This window comes from Vibrio penaeicida (assembly GCF_002933855.1).
GTDB classification, from domain to species: Bacteria; Pseudomonadota; Gammaproteobacteria; order Enterobacterales; family Vibrionaceae; genus Vibrio; species Vibrio penaeicida_A.
The window spans coordinates 92,932-107,448 of sequence record NZ_BFAQ01000031.1 but is presented as its reverse complement, the minus strand read 5'-3'; the positions used below and the strand labels follow the sequence as shown (position 1 = coordinate 107,448).

Genomic DNA, 14,517 nt, shown 5'->3' with positions numbered 1-14,517 from the left:
CCCACTCTCACTCATTAAATTATATCGTTGTTTTATAACAACATTTAATCAAACCATTAGTGATTAACCTGTCATTATCAGTTATTTTTTAACCGATTTATATTTGACCTTAGCACAAGATTTCATTATAAGTAACCATATAGTTACAAGGAGAGTGAAAAATGTTAGTGACCCCACAATTACCTTTAGACGTCTATGAAGACATTAAGCAAACCACCCGCCGGTTTGCGCAAGAAGTAATAAGGCCAAGGGCAGAACAGCTAGATAAGGACTCCACATTCCCACGTGATATTTACCATCAAATGGGTGAACTTGGCTTATTGGGCATCACTGCCCCAGAAGAACACGGAGGCATCGGTTTAGACACGCTGAGTTATGCCATCGTGATGGAAGAATTGTCTCGGGGCTATGCTTCAATCGCGGATCAATGCGGTCTGGTTGAACTGATCACCTTCTTGCTCAGCAAATACGGTCATCAAGAACAACAAAATCGACTTTTTCCGCAAATATTAACGGCGGAAAAGTTTGTAGCGTACTGCATAACGGAAGCCGAAGCGGGTTCCGATGTCTCTAATATTCGCACCACCGCCACCAAGACAGAACAAGGCTGGCAGTTAAGTGGCGAGAAAATTTGGATCCACAACGCACCAGTTGCAGATTATGCCTTTGTATTGGCACGAACAGATTTAGACGCCGGTCACCGCGGTATGAGCATCTTCATCGTTGATTGCACATTGGAAGGGGTAAGCAAAGCACCTAAGGAAGAAAAAATGGGGCAACGCGCCTCGCAAGTCGGCTCGCTACTTTTTGATGATGTACAGCTAGAAGAAAGTGCCTTACTCGGAGAGGAAAACCGCGGATTCTACATGATGATGAGCGCACTGGATAAAGGACGCGTAGGCATTGCTGCTCTAGCTACGGGCATTGCTCAAGCGGGGCTAGAAGCATCTGTTGAGTTTTCTCAGACACGCAAACAATTTGGCAATCCCATCAGCCATAACCAAGGTTTGCAATGGATGATGGCAGATATGGCGAAAGAGATAGCGGCGGCAAGAGCACTGGTTCATCAGGCTGCCATGTTGTTAGACGCAGGCAAGCCCGCCACAAAAGCGTGCTCCATCGCCAAATGTTATGCCGGCGATACGGCGGTTGCTCAATCGGCTAACGCGGCTCAAATTCATGGCGGTGGCGGTTTTATCCGCGGGGTTGAAGCCGAGCGATTGTATCGAGATGCCAAGATCACACAAATCTATGAAGGGACGAATCAGATCCAACGCACCATTATTGCTCGCGAGCTTTTGAAAAATGGAGCGGAATCATGAGTGCTCCTGTCGCTTTTGTCACGGGCAGTGCTCGGGGCATAGGTAAAGCCATTGCCCTGTCTTTAGCAAAATCAGAGTATCGCGTTGCAATTAACGATAAAGAAGACAGTCCTGCCCTGCGAGAAACATTGGCTGAATTAGAGCAGATTAGCCAGCCACACCAGATTCTTTGTGGAGATGTGGCGGATATCGCCTCTCATACTGGTTGGATTAGGGATATTGAAGCCAATCTAGGCAGTATTTCCACCTTGGTCAACAATGCCGGCGTTTCGGTACAAAGCCGCGGTGACATATTGGACGTGACTCCAAACAGCTACGACCGATGTCAAAACATCAACACCAAGGCGATGTTTTTTCTGTCTCAAGCGTTCGCCAAACGACGTCTTGCTAATCCCATCAATGATCTTCCAGTTTCGATCATCAATATCACCTCTTCCAACGCCAAAGCGGCGAGCGAAAATCGGTCCGAGTATTGCGTATCCAAAGCCGCTGCTTCAATGGTTTCAAATCTATTTGCGGTTCGGCTGGGGCGAGAAAACATTGCTGTGTACGACGTTCAGCCAGGGCTAATTGAAACCGAAATGACCGCGCCCTCCATGCACCTGTATCGAGAACGAGTCGAAAATGGGTTTACCCTTCTGCCTCGAATCGGGTTGCCTGAAGAGGTAGGACAAGTCGTTACTTCATTGGCAACAGGGCAATTACCCTACACGACAGGACAATCTATTTCGGTTGACGCAGGCATGCTGATCAGCCGATTTTAAAGGGAATTTTTATGACACATGTAATTTTACCTGATGCGCGGCAGAAGCTAAGTAAGTATCAGGTGGTTGGAAAAACTCTGGATGAAAGCGCCATTAATGCCACCATTTTTAATCGCATCGCCTTTTCGGCTGCGCATGTTGTAGCTAACCCACTCACCACGTCCGACCCTTCGGGACGCGCTTCGTTAGATTGGGATAAAACACTCGCGTATCGCCATTATCTCATGTCGATGGGGTTTGGCATCGCAGAAGCAATGGATACGGCACAACGCGGAATGGGGCTCACTTGGGATGATGCGTTAGCGCTGATTCGTCACACTCAAGCGGCGGCATCTGATCTACCAAACGCTCTGATTTATCATGGCAGTGGTACCGACCAGCTTAATGACAATCAACACTATTCTTTGGATGACGTGATCGCAGCATATCGAGTCCAAATCGACGCCATTCAATCGGCTGGCGGTAAGCTCATTTTAATGGCAAGCCGCGCTCTAGCGAAAGCTGCCAATAATGAGCAAGACTACCTCAATGTCTATCAAAGCGTACTTCAAGATGTAGAACACCCCGTGATTCTCCATTGGCTCGGCGATATGTTTGATCCGCTGCTTTCTGGGTATTGGGGAACCAAGAATATCGATACTGCGATGGACACTGTCGTTACCTTGATTCACGAAAATCAGAGCAAAATCGATGGCATCAAGATTTCGCTCTTGGATGCAGATAAAGAGATTCAATTGCGTAAACGACTCCCTGCTGATGTGAAAATGTACACGGGTGACGATTTCAATTACCCAGAACTGATTGCCGGTGATAGCACCCACTATTCTCACGCTCTGCTTGGAATATTTGATGCCATCGCACCAGCCGCTGCACTTGCATTGACGGAGTTGGGCAAAGGTAACAAAGCAGCGTTTTTAAATATCCTTGAACCAACCGTACCGCTATCTCGATTGATATTCAGTGCACCCACGCGTTTCTACAAAACGGGAGTAGTGTTTTTAGCCTACCTCAATGGGTTTCAAGATCACTTTGTTATGGTCGGTGGTGCTCAGTCTATGCGCCCCATCACCTATTTCGCGGAACTATTCAAACTTGCTGATCAAGCTGGGTTGCTACGAGATCCAGATTTCGCAGCTGACAGAATGAAACGTTTTCTGACTATGTATGGCGTAGCGAATTAAAATTCTTAAATTGTAACTAACTAGATATTTATTATGGACGTAATGGAATACGATGTTTTGGTGATTGGTGCTGGCCCAAGTGGTCTCGCCAGCGCCATTCATTTAAAAACACTCAGCGAAGCTCAAGGAAAAGCACACTCGATTTGTGTGTTAGAAAAAGGAGCAGAAATCGGGTCGCATATCGTCTCAGGTGCGGTTCTCGAACCACGCGCTTTGGATGAACTAATACCTAATTGGCGCGATCTATCGCCAGAATTTGGTAACCCTGTCACGCAAGATGATTTTTATTGGCTTAAAAGTGGTACAGAAAAATTCCGTATCCCCCACATGTTGCTTCCTAAAGATCTGGATAACGCTGGAAATTGGGTAATCAGCCTTGGATCGTTATGCCAAATGTTGGGCTCACACGCAGAAAGTTTAGGCATTGAGATCTTTACTGGTTTTACCGCAAACACCATTGCTTTTGATGATGACGGTTCAGTTAACGGTATCATTACGGGGGAAATGGGTCTTAACCAAGATGGTTCTGAAAGCCCTAACCACGTGCCTGCTATTCACATTAAAGCCAAACAAACCTTATTTTGTGAAGGGGCGAGAGGTCATCTAGGTAAACAGTTGATCCGCCGATTCAATTTGGACGAGGGTAAAGATCCAAACCATTTTGCCTTAGGGTTTAAAGAAATCTGGAAAATTCCTAACCACAAACACATACCAGGAAAAACGGAGCATGCCATTGGCTGGCCATTGAGCCAACGTGCCCATGGCGGCGCTTTTTGTTATCACTATGGGGATAACCTCGTATCTCTTGGTTTGGTTATCGACCTTGATTACGGCAACCCTTCACTGCAGCCTTTTATGGAGTTTCAGTCTTTGAAGCATCACCCGTGGCTAGCCGACTTACTCGAAGGAGCCGAACGCATCAGCTACGGTGCGAGAGCCATTAATAAAAGCGGATTTCATTCCCTACCCGCAATGAGTTTTGCAGGTGGATTTTTGCTAGGCTGCGATGCAGGGACTCTGAATGTCGCTAAAATAAAGGGCACGCACACCGCGATGAAATCCGGCATGCTTGCCGCGCAGTCCATCATTGAAAGCTGGGAGAAAACGGAGCAGGACAAATCGCAGTGTTTTAACCGGTTATTCGAAAACTCGTGGTTACACCAAGAGCTTTACGCGTCACGTAACCTTATACCTTCAATCAAGAAATGGGGGAATTGGGCTGGAGGTGCTATGCAGACTCTAGAAAGCAGAATATTCGATGGCAATGCACCATGGCATTTACATCATCAAGATGAGGACGCCAAATCGATGCAATCTCTCTCGACGGTTGAGCTTTGTTCCTATGCAAAGCCGGATGGTAAACTCAGCTTCGACCGATTGTCTTCTGTTTATTTAGCAAACCTATCTCATAGGGATGATCAACCCAATCACTTAAAGCTTGAAGATACGACCATACCTATCAGTACCAACTTACGGCTATTTGGCGAACCAGCCCAGTTCTACTGCCCTGCTGGGGTCTACGAAATTGAATACTCAAAAAGTGCCGAACCCACTTTTCGCATCAACAGCCAGAACTGCGTTCACTGCAAAACCTGTGACATCAAAGATCCCAGTGAGAACATCACTTGGACACCACCAGAAGGAGGAAGCGGTCCGAATTATTCTGGGATGTGACTCTCTAGGCTTCGGCTGTCTGAGCCGAAGCCTGATTAAACCTTTACTCACTAATTCAAGATGAGTGAAGTGCTATACAGTTACCTTCTATGTCCTCAAATTCGGCAACCCAACCTAACTCTCCAATAGATGTTTTTGGGTAAAGAACTTTGCCACCATGAGACAACACTTTACTCAACGTTTCATCTATGTTTTCTGCATTGAAATAGAGCCGTGAACCGTCTTTTGAAGGGACATAGCTTTCTCCCTTAACCAAGGCTCCGGTGATTCCTTCCCACTGATCGTTGGATGAAAAAATTGCCATTTCATTACCATCAATTACAGCTCGTTCAAATTGATGACCGAATACGATCTCATAAAATTTTATGGCTCTATCAATGTCTCGCACAGGAATTTCAAAATAGCCAACTGGATTCTTCATTTCTGACTTTCCTTTTTTATCAATCTCGAATTGTCTTTTTCCAAGCGCTGTAACAATCCCATCAGGATATACATACATGCACCTGCCTTTGCATCAGTCGTCGGTACACAAAATTAAAGTTCTAGGATGCGTTAGAACGGAACTCAGAGGTATCGACTAACTCGTCTCACTTCATTCAACGCAATACTATCAGCAGCGATGTCGATTTGAGCCGATTCTAATAAGTGCCACTTAATTTCATCGGCTTCTTTAGCCACCATATCGCCTTTCCAACTGTTTATGATGAAGTAATGAATTAGCTGTAATTCTTGCGTGGGGTGATAAAGTGAACACAAATATTTGTATTCACTTGGGATAACATTCAATTCCTCTTCGACCTCTCGAAATAACGCCTGAACTTGAGTTTCACCGTCTTCTATATGACCACCAGGTATCGCGATTAAACTAGGGTCAGTTTCCTTCAGCTTACTGCGCCTTTCTAACAGTACTTCTGAGCCATTCAGCATAATAAAGGAAACGCATTCATGTGCTTTCAATACATAACATCCTTTTAAAGTTCTAACGAAGAGATTGAATTTCCATTCTACCAAGCTGGCTTAAGTCGATCTTTAGGTTCACCTAAATCGCATTTTTTACAATTCAGTTTGTAGCCCAACATAGAATCTCGACCAGTCTCCGTTTCAACCCAGGGCCTGTTTATAAAAGGAGGTTTATTCCGGACGTGTTGAAAATGACCGCATTGCAATTTGGCCACCCAGTCATCAAATTCATCTTTATGGTAACCGACAATGGACTGTTTCATCTTTCTCAATAGCCACACAACCAGCTTAAGTTATTGTCAGACTACCACAATAATCATGCTACCTATCAAAAACGGGGGAGAGTAAAGTAGAGTTACTCGCTCTCTTTTTTGAAGTAAGCAGTAATGCTTAAAACTATCGCTAATGCAGAAACCACGGTCATAATTGTTCCTGGAACAAAATTTACGTAACCACCTAAATCCAAGAAGATGAAATACCCCAGATCAGCCATGCCACCTACAAGTGCTGAAACAAAAATAGCGGTGGCATTGTTGCGCCAAATAAACACAGCACCGACAACGGTTACTATGCCAAACCAAGCCAAATTCCAACCGTGCTGGTTGATAATTGCACCAGCCGCATCAGGGTATGTCGCATCAAGCAAGCCTGTGCTGACACCGTCCGCAACAGCCTGAACGGCGGCAGGGGTCTCGTTACTCATGACTACAACGCCAGCGAATATATGAACTAGCCCCCAAACCACCCACAGAACGGCGGATATTTTTAACAACATCGATGTTTTCATAACTTGTTCCTTCCTTAAAAGATACTAAAAAGGTTACAATTAAGATATCGATAATGCAACCTATATGGTTACAATTAAAATATGAATATTGATTTTGCTATAGGGCTTCACATTGTTGGCTTTCTTACCTCTAATGACGGCGAGCTAGTTTCATCCAACGTGTTAGCCGCGAGTTTCGGAACTAGTCCTGTCGTCCTTAGAAGAGTATTGGTCCGATTAAACCAATCCGGGTTAGTCGATACGAAGAGAGGAGCGAATGGTGGTAGCCGCCTTGCACGCCCTGCTTCAAGCATTAATTTGAGAGAAGTCTATGAAGCGGCATCTCAAAACATTGAACTGTTCGCGCGGCACCCTGCTGGTGCAGAGCCAGTATCGAACATACTAGGAAACTATATCAATGAATTCTATTTGGAAGCCGAAAGCTCACTGCTAGCGCATTTAGAATCGATCAGTGTTGCTGATATGGATACTGTTGTAAGACCCAAAATTATGAAAGCGCTAAATTGCCATCCCAATTAAATCTCTGTGGGAGGTGGTCGGGCTCACGTGGGAACGCTTCTATAGATGGCGAATATGTTAGCCATACCACGTAAACCCATGCTTTCACGGCAACTTATGAGCGATAACTAGCGTCAGAAAAACCTACAAAGCGCAATTATTGCCTGTATGAGAAAGATGGTTGTGATATAGGATTCAGTGCTCAGAGACGATGTAATATTGGATAAAGATAGCGCCAACAGTTAAGTGCTAACACTATAGTCTCTGCATTATGAATTACTCAGCAACGGCTCCAGTCTTGAACTTTTTTATTTGGACTTAAATCCTGAGAAGCTAAATTTAATTCATCCAGCACTTTAAATATTCCCATTAAAAACAGAATTATAGAGCTATTTTGTATCGAAGTTCTATATGACTGACCTAAGTTTAATAGGTTCACTTTATTCCCTAATTAATGAGTAAACGCTGCGTTCAGCAACACCGAAACCTATCGACACAAGTTTCAAGCACCTTCCTAGGATGTTGGCTCCACCAATATTCTGAGAAAATTTCGATTTCACATAACCCTTGGTAGCCAGCGACATCTTCAACGATTCGGCGGATCTCTTGGATGTTTGCAACGCCATCGCCCATCATGCCTCTGTCCAGGAGCAGGTCTTTAGTTTCAGCCAGCCAGTCACACAGATGGAAGGAGAACACTTTGTCTGTGCCTTTTAGTGAAGCTTCTAACTGGGAATCCCACCACACGTGGTATACATCAACGGCAATCCCTAGGTTTTGCACACCCACGTTTTCGCAGATAGTCAGTGCATCTTTTACGGTCACAATACAAGAACGATCGCCGCCGTACATTGGGTGTAAAGGTTCTAACGCCAGTTTGACTCCGCACTGGGCGGCGTACTCCGCTGCCTGTGCAAGAATGGATTCGACCTGCCCCCATCCTGCGGTGATGCCTTTCAACCCGATAGGAACGCCTCCGGTAAGAATCACCAAACATTCAGCTTGAAGCTGCGCAGTCTGCTCGATAGCGAGTTTGACGTCATCCTTAACTCGTTGCTCATTTGGGGCAAAGGGGCCGCAAAAAAATGGGGAGCGGCATAATCCCGACACAGACATGCCAGCTCCCCTAACGGCTCTACCTACTGAGTCTAAACTTTGTTTTTGATTGAATTCCTGACGCCAAAAGGTAATACCTGAAAAGCCCAGTTCTGCACAGTTGTCGATAAGCTCCTCGGTATTCCAACCAAAACCTTTGCCTGGCACATTATGTCCAAGCGTTGCGGTATTGAGTGCTAACGCTTTCTTACTGGACGTAAAATCACGCATTTTCGCTCTCCAATGCAATGGTTGGTTTGAAAGGCAACCGGTCGAGAACGTCTTTCTTTAAGTCGGTGCCTTTGGCTAATTCAATCAACGTCAGCCCTTGTTCCGTGAGTTTAAATACCGCACGTTCGGTAACATAGACGACCTCTTGCCCATTTTTAAAAGCCTGCTTTCCGCTGAACGTTATGTGGCTCACTTCCTCTACCACTTTAGGCACACTGCCATATTGGTCGATGCTCAATTTGTCTTCGGCGTCTTTGCGGACTTTCAGCCCTTTGGCTTCGAAAGTGCCACAAAACACCACTTTTTGAGCGCCAGATGTGATGTCGATAAAACCACCGGGACCAACGAGATTGTCGCCAATTTTGGACACATTCACATTCCCTTCTCGGTCTACTTCACCCATACCAAGAAAAGTGATATCGATACCGCCACCGGTAAAAAAGTCGAATTGCTCTGGCGAGCTCATAATGACTTGAGGGTTTCTCGCCGCACCAAACATTTCTCCATCGAGCATGTCGCCATTATGAATACCCTGTTCGACGGTTCCCCAATAGCGTATTCCACGCTTTGCCAATACTGCCGGGATACCCCCAGATATACCAAAACCAAAATTTGCAGAACGCGCATTTTTTATTTCATCCGCTGCTCGCTCACAAATATACAAACGAATCCCGAATGGAAGCTCACTTGGTTCGGGATTGCTGCCATTTCCGTGGCTCCATTGCTCCCCACTAATGGATGGATCATATTCTGATATTCGGCACTGCTCTTGGCTGGGCTCGACGAAGACATGATCGAGAATAATGCCCGGTATAGTGACGGCTCTCGCGGGTAATATGGGTGAGTCGGTTAAACTTTTGACTTGGGCAATCACCTTGCCACCACAGTTATGGGCAGCTAACGCCATCGTATAAGCATCAAGATCAACGGGTTCATGTCGGGTAGAAAGGTTACCGTTGTTATCGACAATGCTACCGCGTATAAAACTGAAATCGACCCTGATGGGTTTGAAGTGCAAAATGTCTTCCCCATCTACATTAAGCTTTTCCACCAGCTCTTGTTTGGTCACTTCATTGCTTTTTCCACCACCGTGTTCGGGGTCGACAAACGTACCTAACCCGACCTTAGTAAAAAAGCCGGGGCGACCTGCGCCTGTTTCACGCAACACCCCTGAGATCACCCCGGCAGGAAAGGTATACGCTTCAATATCGTTATTACGGCAAAGCGCCTGCATGTTGGGTGCCCAGCTCCAATGTGCACCTATTACACGTTTGACCATTCCTTTGTGGGCGAAACGTTGAAGCCCCTTTTCCTGAGCGTCGCCGATCCCTAAAACATGGACTAATGTGAGATCTTTTGGGTGCCCTGTTGCCAAGAAACTTTGCTCTAACTCTTTAAATAATGCGTCCGCTTCCAGCAAACCACCACCAGAGCCACACAGCGCGATGGTGGCTCCATCAAATATCAATGGAGCTACTTCTCCCATTTGTAATTGTTTTAATTTCCCTACATGCTCCATGCTTACTCCAAGACAAATAACCAACTAGTTAGTTAATAAAAATTCAAATAAGAAGCATCTAATAAACTAGACGCTTTTTTCCAACACTAAGTCTGCGCCCTTTTCTGCCACCATGATCGCCGCAGCATTGGTATTTGAGCTCACTATCGTTGGAATAACGGACGCATCAATCACACGGAGGTTATTAAGCCCTTTGACTCGTAATTGAGTGTCGACCACTGCCATAACGTCATCGTCCGCCCCCATTTTACAAGTCCCTACGGGGTGGTAAGCCGTTCGACCATGCTCACGACAAAACTGGATTATTTGCTCGTCGGTTTCAACTTGGGTTCCGGGAAAATGCTCACGCTCTATTAGATCGCTAAAAGCCTGTTGATTGATCATATTTCGGCATAGCTTGACCCCTTCTATCGCAACTTGGACGTCGTAGGGGTCAGACATATGGTTCGTGTTCACAATAGGATTATCCGCCGGGTTGGTGCTGGCTAACTCAACGGTGCCACGGCTTCGCGGTCTTAGCTGATAGAAGTTCAGAGTCACGCCGTAACCGGATGGTACTTCAGGAATCCCCGCTTCAACTCCTGCACCGGGCAGAAAGTGAAATTGAATATCCGGTGTTTTTTGCTCTTTATCTCCCCACCAAAATGCACCCGCTTCTGCGATATTGGAAGTCACAGGTCCTGTTTTAAAAATCAGATACTGCAAAGCCACCATCAATTTACTCAGTGGTTTGTTGTAACGCTCCATGCTGTATGGGCCGTTCAACTCATGAATCGTATCGATGTCATAATGATCTTGCAGGTTTTTTCCTACCCCCAAAGATTCATGAACAACATCGATACCATGATCTTTCAACCATGCTGGATCGCCCACTCCACTGAGCATCAAAAGTTTTGGCGACGCAATAGCTCCGGCAGCAAGAATCACCTCCTGATTGGCTTTGTAAGTATGTTTCGCTCCCTCATGTTCGCACTCCACTCCAACAGCAGATTTGCCTTCGAACAGCAGCTTATGAACCATACATCCCGTAATGACCGTGAGGTTTGAGCGCTTTAGCGCTGGCGACAAATACCCAACCGCAGCGCTGCACCGTTTGCCATCTTTTTGCGTCACTTGGTAAAACCCTGCTCCGGCTTGTTTGCCATCGTTAAAATCGGGGTTGTAGGGCAGCCCAGCTTGCTGGGCACTGCGGATAAACGTATGAGATAGAGGATCTTTGTAGATAAGGTTAGATACCGATAAAGGTCCCTCCGTGCCGTGATGTTCATTGGCAAAGATTTGGTTAGATTCTGATCGAACAAAATAGGGCTTAACGTCTTCATAGGACCAACCAGCGCATCCGTTTTCGTTTGCCCAACGATCGTAATCTTCTGGGCAGCCGCGAGTAAAAACTTGCGCGTTAACCGAGCTCCCACCACCAATGACTTTTCCTTGGGGGTACACAATAGAGCGATTAGAGAGATGCTCTGTTGGTTTGGTGAAGTAGTCCCAAACCAATGGACCTTTAGTGGTTTTGAAAAAGCCTATTGGCATATGGATATACATGTCTTTATCGACAGGTCCGGCTTCCAATAGCAGAACGCGATTGTTGGGATCTTCAGTGAGTCGAGATGCTAAAACACACCCTGCCGAGCCGCCACCGATGATGAGATAATCGTACATCTTTCATCCTTAAATTTTAGGGTCTTTCTGGTGCCTAGTTGTCCTTAACTTAAAAGCAGCGACACCAAGTAACTATTTAGTTATATAATTGAATGGTTAAATTTTCAACTGTTATTTGTGTGACGAAGCACCATGAGTTACGCAAAAAGCCTAGAAAGATCGCACTGTTTTTATTAGCAGTTGCAGGTGAGTAAATATATAGTTACTTTATTGCACGCGTCTGTGCATCAAGGTCAAAACAACCAACGGGAACAAATTGTGGCGAACCAGAAAGCAAAGAAACCGATTCATCAAAGAGACAGTGAAGCCACTAAAGAACGTATTCTTCAGGCTGCAAAATATGAGTTTGCTCAAAATGGATATGCTGGAGCGCGTGTCGATGAAATCTCGGAACGCTCAGAAACCAATAAACGCATGATCTACCACTATTTTGGCGGCAAGCAAAAACTCTTTAAGGCGGTACTAGAACAGGCATATTTCGACATTCGTAAAGCTGAACGCGCTTTACATCTTGAAGAAATGGAGCCAGAAAAAGCACTAACAGTCTTAGTTGAATTCACTTGGCGATACTATTTAGATAACCCTGAATTTCTGACCTTAGTAAACAGTGAGAATTTGCACAAAGCGGTGCATCTAGAGTCTTCAGAGGTAATTGAATCGCTGCGCGACCCGTTTGTTTCAATGATACAAGACATTCTGAAACGCGGCGTGAAATCGGGAGTTTTCCGAGAAGGCGTCGACCCAGTGCAGCTTATCATCACAATTGCTGCTGTCAGCTATTACTATTTCACCAACCGTTACACTGGATCCATTTTGTTTGATCGGGATTTAATGGCCGACAAAGCGTTAAAAGAACGATTGGCATTTAACGTTGAAACCATTTTAAGAATGGTGAAGATCTAAGTTTGACTCAATCGCTTTCTGCGCTCGTCTATCCATTCGAGCGCGGTAAAGTCTTCCTGCTCTTCTATCTATCTTTCTATCTTTCTATCTTTCTATCTTTCTATTACCTATCTTAATGTGCCTATAACATCATATACCGACTTCTCAAGAAAACTTCTCCGTCACTTTTCTTAGATTTGACACTTGCAAATCAAGTAACTAACTGTTTACATAATTGCAACATTACTTTTTTCATTCTCATGCTGTTTGGAGCTGTTGCTTCAAGAGAAAGTACTTCTATTACTGAGGGATGGTTATGAAATCGAATCAAATCAATGTGTTTAAGCGAAGTGGACTCAATGTTACAGCAATGGGTTTTGGCTCTGCCCCCATTGGAAATATCTTTCGACCTATTGATGAAACAACATCTGAAGCCATGATTGAAGAGTCATGGAAAGCTGGTATTCGCTATTTTGACACGGCTCCAATGTATGGCCATGGCTTGTCCGAAGTACGTGTTGGTCATGCCCTTAGATGGAAACCTCGCAATGAATTTGTTTTGTCAACCAAAGTCGGTCGAATCTTAACGCCTCAAGCTAGGGAAAAAATCGATTTTACACCTTGGGTAAATGCCCTTCCCTTCGAAATGCACTTCGACTACAGCTACGATGGCACCATGCGCAGTATTGAAGACTCGATTCAGCGATTAGGGCTGGAGCGAATCGACGTTGCTTTTATCCACGATATTGATTCATTCACGCATGGTAAGGATGATCAACCCGCTCGGTTCAGAGAAGCAATGGATGGCGCTTATAAGGCGCTGAGCCAACTGCGCGATGAAGGGGTGGTCAAATCCATTGGGGTGGGTGTAAATGAGTGGCAGGTATGTCATCAAGCGTTGATAGAAAGGGATTTTGATAGCTTCTTGCTTGCAGGTCGTTACACCCTACTTGAACAAGAAGCGCTGGATGAATTCCTACCGCTTTGTGAAGAACGCGGCGCTTCAATCATCATCGGCGGAGGGTTTAATAGTGGCATCCTAGCGACAGGAGCAACCGAAAAAGCCAAGTACAACTACGCACCAGCTCCTGCCAATATTAAAAAGAAAGTCGCACAAATAGAAGTGGTATGCCAAGAGTTTAATGTCTCCCTTCCAGCCGCTGCTTTGCAATTTGTACTCGCCCACCCATGTGTTCCCTCTATTATTCCTGGCACACGAGATGTGGCTCAACTGAAACAAAACTTAACGTGGATTAATCAGACGATTCCATCAGAGTTTTGGGAAACCCTCAAGAAGCAACATTTGATTCGAGAAGACGCCCCTACGCCCAAAGATTAGCGAATAGCGAGATTCACAATAAGTGGGTTTCTTTATACTATTAATAACTAACTAGTTACTTATAAGGACGCATACATGATCAAAGTACACGGAATAAACCACATTGGCTTCACCGTTCCAGACATAGAACAAGCAGTCCAGTTTTTTACCGATGTGTTTGGTGCTGAAACCATCATGAATGTGGGCTACGTAGATGTAGACGATGAGTTCATGAAAAAAAGGCTAGGGGTAAATGCAGGCCGAAGAATCAAAGATATGCGAGTTCTGCAATGTGGTATTGGGGGCGCATTAGAAATTTTTGAATACAGCGGTGAAGACGCCACCCCTCAAAAAATGAACAGTGAAATTGGCGGTTTTCATATCGCTCTGGAAGTCGACAACGTGTACGAAAGTGCTGAGCGATTGAAGACAATGGGAGTCGATTTACTCGAAGGTCCAACGCTTATCGATGCAGGTCCAATGGAGGGATTGAACTGGCTTTATTTCCGCACACCTTGGGGATTGTACATGGAAATCGTTAGTACCGAGGGCGCAATGGGATACGAAAAAGAAGGAGGTCCAAAGATGTGGTCTCCTAAACCAAGTGTTTAGTCTTAACCGACT

Annotated in this window: 15 protein-coding genes; 8 read left to right on the top strand and 7 right to left on the bottom strand. The window is 45.2% G+C overall.

Annotation, left to right across the window (positions count from 1 at the left end):
- Positions 1-161 precede the first annotated feature (161 nt).
- The 4 genes from VPNCDNU1_RS18390 to VPNCDNU1_RS18375 are packed head-to-tail and all read left to right on the top strand — an operon-like array spanning position 162 to position 4,941.
- On the top strand, positions 162-1,322 hold the full coding sequence (locus tag VPNCDNU1_RS18390) for an acyl-CoA dehydrogenase family protein (protein ID WP_104401671.1): 1,161 nt from the start codon (positions 162-164) through the stop codon (positions 1,320-1,322).
- Positions 1,319-2,086 (top strand): 3-ketoacyl-ACP reductase, encoded by a 768-nt coding sequence (locus VPNCDNU1_RS18385; protein ID WP_104401670.1) that lies wholly within the window; start codon positions 1,319-1,321, stop codon positions 2,084-2,086. Before VPNCDNU1_RS18390 ends, VPNCDNU1_RS18385 begins: the two co-directional genes overlap by 4 nt.
- 11 nt (positions 2,087-2,097) lie before the next feature.
- On the top strand, positions 2,098-3,267 hold the full coding sequence (locus tag VPNCDNU1_RS18380) for a dihydrodipicolinate synthase family protein (RefSeq protein ID WP_104401669.1): 1,170 nt from the start codon (positions 2,098-2,100) through the stop codon (positions 3,265-3,267).
- A gap of 42 nt (positions 3,268-3,309) precedes the next feature.
- Positions 3,310-4,941, top strand: coding sequence for an electron transfer flavoprotein-ubiquinone oxidoreductase (locus tag VPNCDNU1_RS18375; protein ID WP_371410802.1), 1,632 nt, complete (start codon positions 3,310-3,312; stop codon positions 4,939-4,941).
- A gap of 55 nt (positions 4,942-4,996) precedes the next feature.
- Here the strand turns inward: VPNCDNU1_RS18375 and VPNCDNU1_RS18370 are convergent, their stop codons facing one another.
- From VPNCDNU1_RS18370 to VPNCDNU1_RS18355, 4 genes are all read right to left on the bottom strand, one after another.
- On the bottom strand, positions 4,997-5,362 hold the full coding sequence (locus tag VPNCDNU1_RS18370) for a VOC family protein (RefSeq protein WP_104401724.1): 366 nt from the start codon (positions 5,360-5,362) through the stop codon (positions 4,997-4,999).
- Between the two features lie 143 nt (positions 5,363-5,505).
- Positions 5,506-5,898, bottom strand: a complete 393-nt coding sequence (locus VPNCDNU1_RS18365) for an NUDIX hydrolase (RefSeq protein WP_104401667.1) — start codon at positions 5,896-5,898, stop codon at positions 5,506-5,508.
- 47 nt (positions 5,899-5,945) lie between these two features.
- Positions 5,946-6,164 carry a DUF3565 domain-containing protein gene (locus VPNCDNU1_RS18360; protein ID WP_104401666.1) on the bottom strand — a complete coding sequence of 73 codons (219 nt, stop codon included), beginning with the start codon at positions 6,162-6,164 and terminating at the stop codon, positions 5,946-5,948.
- A 92-nt stretch (positions 6,165-6,256) separates the two neighbouring features.
- Positions 6,257-6,688: a hypothetical protein gene (locus VPNCDNU1_RS18355; protein WP_104401665.1), complete on the bottom strand. Its 432-nt coding sequence runs from the start codon at positions 6,686-6,688 to the stop codon at positions 6,257-6,259.
- An 81-nt stretch (positions 6,689-6,769) separates the two neighbouring features.
- On the opposite strand from VPNCDNU1_RS18355, the gene VPNCDNU1_RS18350 reads away from it, so the two are divergent.
- Positions 6,770-7,207, top strand: a complete 438-nt coding sequence (locus VPNCDNU1_RS18350) for an Rrf2 family transcriptional regulator (RefSeq protein WP_104401664.1) — start codon at positions 6,770-6,772, stop codon at positions 7,205-7,207.
- A 450-nt stretch (positions 7,208-7,657) separates the two neighbouring features.
- Here VPNCDNU1_RS18350 and VPNCDNU1_RS18345 read toward each other — a convergent pair whose 3' ends face one another.
- The 3 genes from VPNCDNU1_RS18345 to VPNCDNU1_RS18335 all read right to left on the bottom strand — a co-directional run bounded on the left by VPNCDNU1_RS18345 (position 7,658) and on the right by VPNCDNU1_RS18335 (position 11,693).
- Positions 7,658-8,512 (bottom strand): sugar phosphate isomerase/epimerase family protein, encoded by an 855-nt coding sequence (locus tag VPNCDNU1_RS18345; protein ID WP_104401663.1) that lies wholly within the window; start codon positions 8,510-8,512, stop codon positions 7,658-7,660.
- Positions 8,505-10,031: a CoA-transferase gene (locus VPNCDNU1_RS18340; protein WP_104401662.1), complete on the bottom strand. Its 1,527-nt coding sequence runs from the start codon at positions 10,029-10,031 to the stop codon at positions 8,505-8,507. Before VPNCDNU1_RS18340 ends, VPNCDNU1_RS18345 begins: the two co-directional genes overlap by 8 nt.
- Before the next feature lie 66 nt (positions 10,032-10,097).
- Entirely contained in the window at positions 10,098-11,693 is a 1,596-nt protein-coding gene (locus VPNCDNU1_RS18335; protein WP_104401661.1) for a GMC family oxidoreductase, read from the bottom strand.
- 186 nt (positions 11,694-11,879) lie between these two features.
- Between VPNCDNU1_RS18335 and VPNCDNU1_RS18330 the strand changes: the two genes are divergently transcribed.
- The 3 genes from VPNCDNU1_RS18330 to VPNCDNU1_RS18320 all read left to right on the top strand — a co-directional run bounded on the left by VPNCDNU1_RS18330 (position 11,880) and on the right by VPNCDNU1_RS18320 (position 14,505).
- Positions 11,880-12,596 carry a TetR/AcrR family transcriptional regulator gene (locus VPNCDNU1_RS18330; RefSeq protein WP_237324166.1) on the top strand — a complete coding sequence of 239 codons (717 nt, stop codon included), beginning with the start codon at positions 11,880-11,882 and terminating at the stop codon, positions 12,594-12,596.
- Positions 12,597-12,891: 295 nt separating this feature from the next.
- Positions 12,892-13,914 carry an aldo/keto reductase gene (locus VPNCDNU1_RS18325; protein ID WP_104401660.1) on the top strand — a complete coding sequence of 341 codons (1,023 nt, stop codon included), beginning with the start codon at positions 12,892-12,894 and terminating at the stop codon, positions 13,912-13,914.
- Positions 13,915-13,989: 75 nt separating this feature from the next.
- Positions 13,990-14,505: a VOC family protein gene (locus VPNCDNU1_RS18320; protein ID WP_104401659.1), complete on the top strand. Its 516-nt coding sequence runs from the start codon at positions 13,990-13,992 to the stop codon at positions 14,503-14,505.
- The last annotated feature ends 12 nt before the right edge of the window (positions 14,506-14,517 follow it).

Excerpts from the sequence above, each read along its gene's own strand:
- VPNCDNU1_RS18390 (WP_104401671.1), top strand. The coding sequence starts at position 162 with ATGTTAGTGACCCCACAATTACCTTTAGACGTCTATGAAGACATTAAG.
- VPNCDNU1_RS18385 (WP_104401670.1), top strand. The coding sequence starts at position 1,319 with ATGAGTGCTCCTGTCGCTTTTGTCACGGGCAGTGCTCGGGGCATAGGT.
- VPNCDNU1_RS18380 (WP_104401669.1), top strand. The coding sequence starts at position 2,098 with ATGACACATGTAATTTTACCTGATGCGCGGCAGAAGCTAAGTAAGTAT.
- VPNCDNU1_RS18375 (WP_371410802.1), top strand. The coding sequence starts at position 3,310 with ATGGAATACGATGTTTTGGTGATTGGTGCTGGCCCAAGTGGTCTCGCC.
- VPNCDNU1_RS18370 (WP_104401724.1), bottom strand. The coding sequence starts at position 5,362 with ATGAAGAATCCAGTTGGCTATTTTGAAATTCCTGTGCGAGACATTGAT.
- VPNCDNU1_RS18360 (WP_104401666.1), bottom strand. The coding sequence starts at position 6,164 with ATGAAACAGTCCATTGTCGGTTACCATAAAGATGAATTTGATGACTGG.
- VPNCDNU1_RS18355 (WP_104401665.1), bottom strand. The coding sequence starts at position 6,688 with ATGAAAACATCGATGTTGTTAAAAATATCCGCCGTTCTGTGGGTGGTT.
- VPNCDNU1_RS18350 (WP_104401664.1), top strand. The coding sequence starts at position 6,770 with ATGAATATTGATTTTGCTATAGGGCTTCACATTGTTGGCTTTCTTACC.
- VPNCDNU1_RS18345 (WP_104401663.1), bottom strand. The coding sequence starts at position 8,512 with ATGCGTGATTTTACGTCCAGTAAGAAAGCGTTAGCACTCAATACCGCA.
- VPNCDNU1_RS18340 (WP_104401662.1), bottom strand. The coding sequence starts at position 10,031 with ATGGAGCATGTAGGGAAATTAAAACAATTACAAATGGGAGAAGTAGCT.
- VPNCDNU1_RS18335 (WP_104401661.1), bottom strand. The coding sequence starts at position 11,693 with ATGTACGATTATCTCATCATCGGTGGCGGCTCGGCAGGGTGTGTTTTA.
- VPNCDNU1_RS18325 (WP_104401660.1), top strand. The coding sequence starts at position 12,892 with ATGAAATCGAATCAAATCAATGTGTTTAAGCGAAGTGGACTCAATGTT.
- VPNCDNU1_RS18320 (WP_104401659.1), top strand. The coding sequence starts at position 13,990 with ATGATCAAAGTACACGGAATAAACCACATTGGCTTCACCGTTCCAGAC.